Genomic DNA, 11,798 nt, shown 5'->3' with positions numbered 1-11,798 from the left:
CAAACCCCACACACCCGCCCGCACCGGATGCGTCAACCCATCACCCACACCCACCGACACCGCACCCGACGTCACCACCCACACACGCCCGGCCAAACCCGCATCCCCCACCGCCTGAACCAACGCCACCGACCCCACCACACCCGCAGGCAAGCCCTCCGAAAACTCACCCTCGTCCTGCCCCAGGAACGAGACCACCGTGCCGACATCGGCGAACTCCGCAAGCCGGCCGGCCAGCACCCCACGGTCCAGATCGTCGACACCAAGACGCAACCGCTCCACCCGAGCCCCACGCCCCACCAACTCACCCGCCAGCGCATCCGCCCACGGATCCACCAGACCCTCACGCTCCACCAGCAGCCAACCACCCGACACATCACTTACCTCGTCGGCGACGACCGGGCGCCATTCGACCTCGTAGCGCAGGCCGTCGTGCGTGGTCTGCTCCCGGCGCGGGACCGAGCCTTCGGGGTTCTGCATCCAGTAGCGCTCGCGGGCAAAGGGGTACGTGGGCAGGTCGGTGAGCCGTGCGCCGGTCGGGGTGTAGAAGGACTGCCAGTCCACCGGACAGCCGTCCGCCCAGAGATGGGCCAAGGCCCGGACAGCGGTGGCCGGTTCCGACCGGTCACGGCGTAGCGTGGACACGACGAGCGTCTCGCCCGCGCACGTCTCCTCGACGGCACCGACCAGGCTCGCGTCGGGACCCACTTCCACAAACCGCGTGCCACCGAGAGACCTCACGCGAGTGATCGCGTCGGAGAAGCGGACGGTGCCGCGGACCTGATCCGCCCAGTAGGCGGGGGTGAACTCCTCGACCTGCTCGCCGGTCAGCGTCGAAACGATCGGGATGCGGGGACGGGCATACGTCAACTCCCCCGCCACCGAAGCGAACTCGTCGAGCATCGGGTCCATCAGCGCCGAGTGGAAAGCGTGACTGACCTCCAGCCAACGGCCCTGCCGGTCGGACAAGGCGGACGCCACCGACTCGACGGCCTCCCGCGTACCGGACAGCACCACCTGCCCCGGCGCGTTCACCGCCGCCACCGACACACCCTCGACCAGCAACGGCGACACCTCGTCCACCGAGGCACGCACCGCCCACATCACACCACCCTCGGGCAGCGCCTGCATCAACGACGCACGCGCCGCCACCAGCCGACACGCATCCTCAAGCGACAGCACACCCGCCACATGCGCGGCCGCCAGCTCACCCACCGAATGACCCACCAGATAATCCGGAGTCACCCCCCACGACTCCAGCAGCCGGAACAACGCCACCTCGACCGCGAACAACGCAGGCTGCGCCCAGCCCGTCGTCCTCAACGCCTCCGCGTCACCGGACACCACCTCCCGCAGACCCTCGAACTGCCCGCACACCTCATCCAGAGCCGCGGCGAAGACCGGGAAGGCCTCCGCCAACTCCCCACCCATGCCCAGGCGCTGTCCACCCTGCCCCGCGAACACGAACGCGAGCCGGCCCCTGGAACGGCCCGTGGCCGTCCCCCGCACGATCTGCTCGGACGTGTCGTTCGCGGTGAGGGCGGTCAGGCCGGGAAGGGAGGAGACGGTGTCACTCGCGAGGACGACCGCGCGGTGCTCGAACGCGGCCCGTCCGTTCGCCAGGGTGTGGCCGATGTCCAGGGGGCCGGTCCCGGGGTGGGCCGTGAGCAGGGAGCGCAGGCGGGCCGCCAGCTTGGGCAGCGTCTCGGGCTGACGGGCGGACAGCGGCCACGGCACCACGGGCGGTGTCGTGGAGGGCCCTTCCGCCAGGGCGGGCTCGGCCGGTGCCTCCTCGATGATGACGTGGGCGTTCGTGCCGCTGATGCCGAAGGACGACACACCGGCCCGCCGCGGACGATCACCGCGCTGCCACTCCCGGGCCTCGGACAGCAGCTCCACCGCGCCGGACGACCAGTCGACGTGCGAGGACGGCGTGGCCGCGTGCAGGGTGGCGGGCAGCAGTTCGTGCCGCAGCGCCAGTACCATCTTCATCACACCCGCGACACCGGCGGCGGCCTGCGTGTGCCCGATGTTCGACTTGATCGAGCCGAGCCACAGCGGTTGGTCCTCGGGCCGGTCCTGGCCGTACGTGGCGAGCAGGGCCTGCGCCTCGATCGGGTCGCCGAGCGTCGTTCCCGTGCCGTGCGCCTCGACGGCGTCCACCTCGGACGCCGACAGACCCGCGCTGGTCAGCGCCTGCCGGATCACCTGCTGTTGCGAGGGGCCGTTGGGGACGGTGAGGCCGTTGGAGGCGCCGTCCTGGTTGACCGCCGTGCCCCGGACGACCGCGAGGACGCGATGGCCCGCGCGGCGGGCTTCGGACAGGCGCGTGAGGACGAGCAGGCCGACGCCCTCGGACCAGCCGGTGCCGTCGGCGTCGTCGGAGAACGCCTTGCAGCGGCCATCGGCGGCCAGGCCCTGCTGGCGGCTGAACTCGAGGAACATGCCCGGTGTCGACATGACGGTGACGCCTCCGACGAGTGCGCGCGAGCACTCCCCGGAGCGGAGGGACCGTACGGCCATGTGCAGGGCGACCAGGGACGAGGAGCAGGCCGTGTCCACGGTGACGGCCGGGCCCTTCAGCCCGAGCGTGTAGGCGATGCGGCCGGAGGCGACGGCCATGGAGTTGCCGGTGAGCAGGTACCCCTCGACGCCCTCGGGCAGTTCCGTGAGGTGGGAGCCGTATCCGGTGGAGGCGGCTCCGACGAAGACGCCGGTGTCGCTGTTCTTCAGGGTGGTGGGATCGATACCGGCGTGTTCGAAGGCCTCCCAGGAGGAGTGGAGCAGCATCCGCTGCTGCGGGTCCATGGCCAGGGCTTCGCGGGGGCTCATGCCGAAGAAGGCCGGGTCGAACTCGGTCGCGTCGTGGACGAATCCGCCCTCGCGGGCGTAGCTCGTCCCCGCCCGGGCGGGGTCGGGGCTGTAGAGGCGGTCCAGGTCCCAGCCTCGGTCGACGGGGAACGCGGACATGCCGTCGCCGGCCTGTCGGAGGAGCTGCCACAGGTCCTGCGGCGAGCGTACGTCGCCGGGGAAGCGGCAGCTCATGCCGACGATCGCGATCGGTTCGGTGTCGGCGGCCTCGATGTCGCGCAGCCTCCGGTGGGCCTGACGCAGGTCTCCGGTGACCTTCTTCAGGTAGTCGAGCAGCTTCTTCTGCTCGTCGCCGGATGCCGATCCTTCAGTTCCGCGCACAATCCGGTTCTCGCTCAAGACGCCCCACCAAATTCCCCGTCGATCAGTTTGAAGAGTTCGTCGGCCGTGGCCGACTCCAGTGCGTCCGCCGCGTCCTCGCCGTCCGCGGGTCCGCCGGCCGTGCTCGCGGCCACGGCCCACTTCGCGGCGAGTGCCTGCAGGCGCCGGTTGGCCACGTCGTCGAGCGTGCCGTCGTCGGCCGTCAGCCGGTCCAGTGCCCGCTCCAGCCGCTCGATCTCGTCGAGGGTGGTGGAGGGGGACTGGATGTCCCCGCGTCGGGCTCGGTCGTTCGTCCGGCCGTCGGCCCGGCCGCCGGGCTCGCCCCCTGTCCGGTCGTCGGCGGTGACGATCTCGGCCAGCAGGTGTTCCGCCAGCGCGGCCGGTGTCGGATAGTCGAAGACCAGCGTGGCGGGAAGCCTGGTGCCGGCCACGGTGCTCATCCGGTTGCGCAGTTCGATCGCGGTGAGCGAGTCGAAGCCGAGTTCGTTGAAGGCCTGGTCCGGATCGATCTCCTCGGCGGAGTCGTGTCCGAGGACGGCCGCCGCCTGGGCGCAGACCAGATCGAGCAGATGCTCGGCACGATCGGCGACGGGCAGTGCCCGCAGGCGGTCCGCCAGTGCGGCGGCCGGCTCCGGCGCGTGCCCTGCCGCCGCCGTGCGGCGCGGTGTGCCGCCCGCGAGGTGACGCAGCAGCGGCGGCACCGGCCCGGCGGCGAACGCCTCCGGTGAGGTGTCGAGGTGCATCGGGAGCAGCGCGGCCTCGTCGACGTCCAGGGCGAAGTCGAACAGCGTGAGGCCCGATTCCTCGGTGAGCGGGCGCAGTCCGGCTTGTTCCATCCGGGCGAGGTCGGTCTCGGTGAGGTGACCGGTCATGCCGCGGTCGGCGACCCACGGACCCCAGGCCAGTGCCACGGCCGGTACGCCACGGTGCCGGGCCCAGCGCGCGAACTCGTCGAGGAAGGCGTTCGCCGCCGCGTAGTTGGCCTGCCCCGCCCCGCCGAGGGTGCCGGCCGCGCCGGAGAAGAGGACGAAGGCGGCGAGGTCGGCGTCCTTGGTCAGTTCGTACAGGTTCACGGCGGCGTCGGCCTTCGGGCGCAGGGTGGTGTCCAGGCGTCCGGGGTCCAGCGACGCGAGTACTCCGTCGTCGACGACACCGGCGACGTGGACGACCGCGGTCAGCGGATGCTCCGCCGGTACGGTCCCCAGCGTCCGTTCGAGCGCGGCGCGGTCGGCCGCGTCGCAGGCCTCGATCCGTACCGTGGCGCCCAGCTTCTCGAGTTCGGCGACGAGCTCGGCCGCCCCGTCGGCGTCGGGTCCGCGTCGGCTGGTGAGGAGGAGGTGGCGTGTGCCGTACCGCTCGACGAGGTGCCTGGCCACGTAGCGGCCGAGGCCGCCGGTCGCGCCGGTCACCAGTACGGTGCCGTCCGGGTCGGGGCGGGACGGCAGGGTGAGGACGACCTTGCCGATGTGCCGGGCCTGGCTGACCTGCCGGTACGCCTCCGGCGCCCGGCGGATGTCCCAGGTCGTCACGGGCAGCGGACGCAGTGCCCCCGTGCCGATGAGGTGGAGCACCTCGGCGAGCATCTCGCCGATGCGCTCGGGGCCGGCCTCGATGAGGTCGAAGGCCCGGTAGGTCACACCGGGGTGCTGTCCGGCGACGGTCTCGGGGTGGCGTACGTCCGTCTTGCCCATCTCCACGAAACGGCCGCCGGTGGTGAGCAGCCGCAGCGACGCGTCGACGTACTCCCGGGCCAGCGAGTTCAGGACGACGTCCACCCGGCCAGCCGGGGCGTTCGCGCGGAAGCGTGCCTCGAAGTCGAGGTCGCGGGAGGAGGCGATGTGGTCGTCGTCGAGGCCGAGGGCGCGCAGGCTGTCGTGCTTGCCCTGGCTCGCGGTGCCGAAGACCTCGGCACCGAGGTGCCGGGCGAGCTGTACCGCGGCCATGCCGACACCGCCCGCGGCGGCGTGCACGAGCACCGACTCGCCCGGCCGGACCTTGGCGAGGTCGACCAGCGCGTAGTACGCGGTGAGGAAGACCACCGGGACGGAGGCGGCCTGGTCGAAGGACCAGTCGGCGGGTATGCGGGCGATCATCCGCCGGTCGGCGACCGTCACCGGTCCGAATGCCTTGCCGAACATGCCGAGGACGCGGTCGCCGGGCGCGAAGCCGGTCACGTCCGGGCCCACCTCGGTGATGACGCCGGCGCCTTCGACGCCCATCGGTCCGGGGTCACCCGGATACATGTCCAGCGCGTTCAGCACGTCCCGGAAGTTCAGACCGGCCGCGCGCACCGCGACCCGGACCTGCCCCGGGCCGAGGGGTTCCAGCACTTCCGGATCCCCGGCCAGGGTCAGGTTCGCCAGGCTGCCGCGTCCGGTGCTGTCCAGCCGCCAGGCGTCCGCGTCGGCCGGGGGCAGCAGTGTGCCGTCCGGCGTGTACCGGGCGAGGCGTGCCGTGCGCACCGCGCCGTCCCGGATGACGATCTGCGGTTCGTCGGAGGCGAGGGCACCGGGCAGGGCCTCGGCGGACTGCTCGGCGTCGTCGAGGTCGACCAGCACGAAGCGGCCGGGCTCCTCGGACTGGGCGGAGCGTACGAGTCCCCAGACGGCGGCCGCCGCCGGGTCGGCCGGGCCGTCGGGATCACCGGCCGCGACCGCGCCCCGGGTCACGAGGACGAGGCGGGACGATGCCAGCCGGCGGTCGGCGAGCCAGCGCTGCAGCAGCGACAGCGCGTCGGCGGTCAGCGCGCGGGTGACGGCGGGGAGGGAGTCGGTGCCGGTGGGGAGCGGTCCGTACTGCGTCAGCACCGTGGCCGGTACCGGACCGTCGTGGAGTTCCGTCAGGTCGCCGATCCTGCGGGCCGCGAGTGCGTCCGCGAGGCCCAGGGGGTCGGCGCCGAGCACCGCCCAGTCGTGTGCGGGGGCCGGGAGGCCGGCGGCCGGTGACGCGGGCAGCCAGTCCAGGCGGAAGACGTCCCGCGGACGAGCGGTGCGCGCCTGCCGCAGCAGGTCCGCGGAGATCTGCCGCATCGCCAGGGAGGCGACCTCGGCGACCGGTTGGCCGGTTCCGTCGGCGATCGACAGGGCCAGCGCGTCGGATCCCGCCTGCGAGAGGCGTACGCGCAGGCTGGATGCGCCCGGGGTGTGCAGCGAGACCCCGGTCCAGGAGAAGGGGAGCCTGCTGCGGCCGCTGCCGTCGAGTGCGACGAAGGTCAGCGCCTGAAGCGCCGCGTCGAGCAGTGGCGGATGTATTCCGTAGTCCGTGGCCTCGGCCGCGTGCGGCTCGCTCAGCGCGATCTCGGCGAACACGTCGTCGCCCGTCCGCCAGGCCCGCCGCAGTCCCTGGAAGGAGGGTCCGTAGGCGAATCCGCCCTGCCGGTACATCTCGTAGAAGCCGGAGACGTCGATGCTCTCGGCGCCGGGCGGCGGCCAGGCGCCGAAGTCGTACGCGGGTGCCGCGCGTCCCTGGCCGAGGGATCCGGTGGCGTGCAGGGTCCAGGGGGCGTCGGCCGCCCCGTCGTCGGGCCGGGCGTACAGCCTCAGCGGGCGCAGGCCCGTGTCGTCCGCCCCGCCGACCGTGAGCTGGATCCGCACGGCGCCCTCGGTGGGCAGCACGAGCGGGGACGTCAGGGTCAGTTCCTCGACACGGTCGCAGCCGGCCTCGCCGGCCGCCCGCAGTGCCAGCTCCAGGAAGGCGGTGCCGGGGAAGAGGATGGTGCCCATCACTTCGTGATCGGCCAGCCAGGGCAGATCCCGTACACCGATCCGGCCCGTGAACAGGTACCCGTCGTCCCCGGCGAGCGCGACGGCCGCCCCCAGCAGGGGGTGTCCGGCGTCGGCCAGTCCGGCCGCGGTCACGTCGCCCGGCCTGCGCACCGGCGGCTGCGGCCAGTACGGCTTGCGCTGGAAGGCGTAGGTGGGCAGGTCGGTGACCGTCGCACCGGTCGGGCCGTAGAACGCGGCCCAGTCGACCTCGGCTCCGGACGCCCACAGCCGGGAGAGGGCCGTGACGGCCGCGGCCGGCTCGGGGTGCTTGCGGTGCAGCAGGGGTACGGCGAGGGCGTCGTCGCACGTTTCGTCGATCGCGCCGACGAGGGTGGCGTCGGAGCCGAGTTCGATGAAGCGGGTGACACCGAGGGACGCCAGGCGGGTGATCGCGTCGGAGAACCGGACCGTGCCGCGGACCTGGTCGGCGAAGTGGTCCGGGGTGAACTCCTCGATCTGCTCGCCGGTCAGGGTGGAGATGACCGGGATGCGGGGGCGGCCGTACGTCAACTCCCCGGCCACCGACGTGAAGTCGTCGAGCATCGGGTCCATCAGCGCCGAGTGGAAGGCGTGGCTGACCTCCAGCCAACGGCCCTGCCGGTCGGGCAGGGCGACGGCCACCGACTCGATGGCCTCGCGAACGCCGGACAGGACCACCTGGCCGGGCGCGTTCACCGCCGCCACCGACACACCCTCGACCAGCAGCGGGCTCACCTCGTCCAGCGAGGCGCGCACCGCCCACATCGCACCACCCTCGGGCAGCGCCTGCATCAGGCTCGCGCGGGCGCTGACCAGCCGGCAGGCGTCCTCGAGCGTCAGGACTCCGGCGACGTGCGCGGCGGCGAGCTCGCCCACCGAGTGGCCCACCAGGTAGTCGGGGGTGACCCCCCACGACTCCAGCAGCCGGAACGACGCCACCTCGACCGCGAACAGTGCGGGCTGTGCCCAGCCCGTCGTGTTCAGTGCCTTGGCATCGTCCCTCATCACCTCCCGAAGCTGCCGGTCCAGCAAGGCGTCGAAGTGCGCGCACACTTCGTCCAGGGCTGCCGCGAAGACCGGGAAGGTGTCCGCGAGTTCCTTGCCCATACCGGCCCGTTGGCCGCCCTGGCCGGAGAACACGAAGGCCGTCGGTCCCGTGCGGGCCGTGCCGGTCACGGTGTCCGGGGTCGGCTCACCGGTGGCCAGGGAGGTCAGCCGCGTGCGCAGTCCGGCCGTGTCCGGGGCAAGGGCCACGGCGCGGTGCTCCAGGGCGGCCCTGGTCGTGGCCAGGGAGAGGCCCACATCGACCGGGTCCGCGTCCGTCGTCGCCGCGTGGAGGCGTCCGGCCTGGCCGGTCAGGCCGGCGGCCGTCTTCGCGGACAGCATCCACGGCACCAGGGGCAGGCCGACCTCGGGCGCGGGTGCCTCGGTCTCCTCCCGAGGCGCGGGCGCCTCCTCGATGATGACGTGGGCGTTCGTGCCGCTGATGCCGAAGGACGACACACCGGCCCGCCGCGGACGATCGCCGCGCGGCCATTGCCTGGTCTCGGACAGCAGCTTCACCGCACCGGCGGACCAGTCCACATGCGAGGACGGCGTCTCGGCGTGCAGCGTCCTGGGCAGCTGCCCGTGCCGCATCGCCAGGATCATCTTGATCACACCCGCGACACCGGCCGCGGCCTGCGTGTGCCCGATGTTCGACTTCACCGAGCCCAGCCACAGCGGTCGATCCGCCGTACGCTCCTGCCCGTAGGTGGCGAGCAGGGCCTGGGCCTCGATCGGGTCACCGAGCGTCGTGCCCGTGCCGTGCGCCTCCACCGCGTCCACCTCGGACGCCGACAGACCCGCGTTCGCCAACGCGGCACGGATGACCCGCTGCTGCGAGGGACCGTTCGGGGCGGTCAGGCCGTTGGAGGCGCCGTCCTGGTTGGTGGCGCTGCCGGCCACCAGGGCGAGAACCCGGTGGCCGTTGCGGCGGGCGTCGGAGAGGCGTTCCAGTACGAGCACGCCGACGCCCTCGCCCCAGCCGGTCCCGTCGGCGTCGTCCGAGAACGCCTTGCACCGGCCGTCGACGGCCAGCCCGTGCTGACGGCTGAAGCCGACGAACGGTGCGGGCGTCGAGATGAGGGTGACGCCCGAGGCCACCGCGAGGGAGCACTCGTCACCCCGCAGCGCCTGTGCCGCCAGGTGCAGCGCGACGAGGGACGAGGAGCACGCCGTGTCGACGGTCACGGCAGGGCCCTCCAGGCCGAGGGCGTAGGCGACCCGGCCGGACAGCACACTGGCGGCGTTGCCGGTCATGAAGTAGCCGTCCGCGCCCTGCGGGGACGCCAGCAGCAGGCCGCCGTAGTCGGAACCGTTGCTGCCGGCGAACATGCCGGTCCGGCTGCCGGCCAGGGACAACGGGTCGATGCCCGCCCGCTCCGCGGCCTCCCAGACAGCCTCCAGCAGCAGCCGCTGCTGCGGGTCCATCGAGAGCGCCTCTCGCGGATTGACACCGAAGAGCGTGGCGTCGAACTCACCGATGGCGTCGACGAATCCGCCGTGCCGGGTGTAGGTCGTCCCGGGCTTGTCCGGGTCCGGGTCGTAGACGCCGTCGATGTCCCAGCCGCGGTCGCCGGGGAACGGGGAGATCGCGTCCACGCCGTCGGCGAGCAGCCTCCAGTACTCCTGCGGCGACGAGACACCTCCAGGGAGCCGGCAGCTCATGCCGATGACGGCGATCGGGTCGTCACTCGTGCCGCCGGCGCCGGTCGAGGCTCCCAACCGGTTGGCGGACGGAATGGCGGCCGTGGTGGGCAGCGGGTCGTCGGTGACCCCGATCTCCTGGCTCAGCAGGCGCACGAGGGCGTTCGGGGTCGGGTGGTCGAAGATCAGCGTCGTGGGCAGCCTGAGTCCGGTGGCCATGCCCAGCCTGTTGCGCAGCTCGACCGCGGTGAGCGAGTCGAACCCGATGTCGGAGAAGACATGGGTGGGCTCCACGTCGGTGGGAGCGGCGAAGCCGAGCACCCCGGCGACCTGCTTGCGGACGAGGTCGAGCAGTTCACGCTCCCGTTCGGCGCGGGTGAGCCCGGCCAGCCGCGCCGAGAGCGAGTCGGGGGTGCCGGCGAGACCGTCACCGTCGGCGGCCTCGAGGGCCTTGCGGGCCTCCGGAACGCCGTCGAGGAGCGGGCTGCGCCGGCTCGCCGTGAAGGCGGGCGCGTACGTGTCCCAGTCGACACCGGCCACGGTGAGCGTGGACTCACCGTCGCCGACCGCCTGTTGGAGTACGGCGATGGCGGCGTCCGGCGCCAGCGAGCGGACTCCGCCCTTGCGCTGCCGTGCCTCGATCGCGGCACTGTCCGCCATACCCGCGTCGGACCACGGGCCCCACGCGATCGAGGTCGCGGCGAGACCGGCGGCCCTGCGGTGCTCGGCGAGCGCGTCGAGCACCGCGTTCGCGGCCGCGTAGTTGGCCTGGCCCGGCCCGCCCCAGACACCGGCGGTGGAGGCGAACGTCACGAACGCGTCGAGTTCGATCCCGAGTTCACGGGTCACTTCGTCCAGGATGCGCGCGGCGCGGGCCTTGGGTGCCATGACCGCGGCGACGCGTTCGGGGGTGAGCGCGTCGAGGATGCCGTCGTCGAGTACACCGGCCGCGTGGACGACGGCCGTGAGGGGGGCGTCACCCGGCCCCTCGTGTCCGGGGCCGCCGGTCAGTCCGCCGAGCAGCGCAGCGACCTGCTCACGGTCTGCCATGTCACAGGCCGCAAGGGTGACTTCGGCGCCGAGCGCCTCGAGTTCCCTGGCGAGTTCCGGCGCGCCGGGGGCGTCCGCGCCCCGTCGGCCGGCGAGGACCAGGTGCCGGGCGCCGTGCCCGACCGCCCAGCGTGCGACGCGGGCGCCAAGAGCGCCGGTGCCGCCGGTGATCAGTACGGTGCCGGAGGGCGTCCAGGTGCCGTCCGCGCCGGGCCGGCGCGGTGCGCGCACCAGACGCCGGCCGAACAGGCCCGAGGCGCGCAGAGCGATCTGGTCCTCGTCCCCGGACGCGAGCGCGTCGACCAGCCGACGTGCGGCCGGTGCGTCCGCCTCGGCCGGTACGTCGACAAGGCCGCCCCAGCGGTCGGGGTGCTCCAGCGCGGCCACCCGGCCGAGGCCCCATACGGCGGCCCCACCGGGCCGGGTCACCGTGTCCCAGCGGGCGACCGAGACCGCTCCGGAGGTGAGCGACCACACCGGGGCGGCCAGTCCGGCGTCGCCGAGCGCCTGAAGCAGTACCGAGGTCAGGGCCAGACCCACGTCCAGCCCGGGCAGGCCGGCGCTTTCGCGCTCGTCCCAGGCGAGGAGCGACACGATTCCCGCGAGGTCGTCGATCCCGGTGAGCCGCTCGGCCAGCGCCGTGCGGTCCAGTTCGGCCTCGCCCAGTCGCAGCGGACGGGGGGCAGCGCCCCGTGCGGTCAGCTCCGAGGCGACCGACTCCGCCCACGCCCCGGCCGCGTCCTCCGCACCGTCCGAGGTCACGACCAGCCAGGTTCCGGTCAGCGGCGCCGCGTCCGTCACGGTCAGCGGTGTCCACCCGACCCGGTAGCGCCAGGAGTCGGTGGTGTCCTGCTCCTTCTGCCGCCTGCGCCAGCCGGCCAGCGCGGGCAGCAGCGGATCGAGTACGGCCTCGTCCGTGCCCAGCGTCTCGGCCAGCGCACCCGCGTCGGCCCGCTCCACAGCCGCCCAGAACTCACTGTCCGCGGCGGTGCCCGCCTCGTTGGGGGCGACCGTCTTCGAAAGGTCCAGCTCCGGCCAGTAGGGCTTGCGCTGGAAGGGGTAGGTGGGCAGGTCGACGGTCGCGGGACGGGCACCCTCGAAGACGGCCGTCCAGTCCACGTCCAC

The 11,798-nt window shown here is 73.1% G+C and carries 1 protein-coding gene and 1 pseudogene; both read right to left on the bottom strand.

The genetic code is table 11. The annotated features are described in order from the left end of the window. Positions 1 to 3,132, bottom strand: a pseudogene (locus ACZ5C2_RS38155) (type I polyketide synthase); the annotation flags it as partial. Positions 3,133 to 3,206: 74 nt separating this feature from the next. Continuing rightward, positions 3,207 to 11,792: an SDR family NAD(P)-dependent oxidoreductase gene (locus tag ACZ5C2_RS38150; RefSeq protein ID WP_468801510.1), complete on the bottom strand. Its 8,586-nt coding sequence runs from the start codon at positions 11,790 to 11,792 to the stop codon at positions 3,207 to 3,209. Positions 11,793 to 11,798: the final 6 nt, after the last annotated feature.

The sequence above is a fragment of the Streptomyces sp. NPDC031365 genome (assembly GCF_055569765.1).
This window is presented reverse-complemented; position numbering and strand designations above follow the sequence as displayed.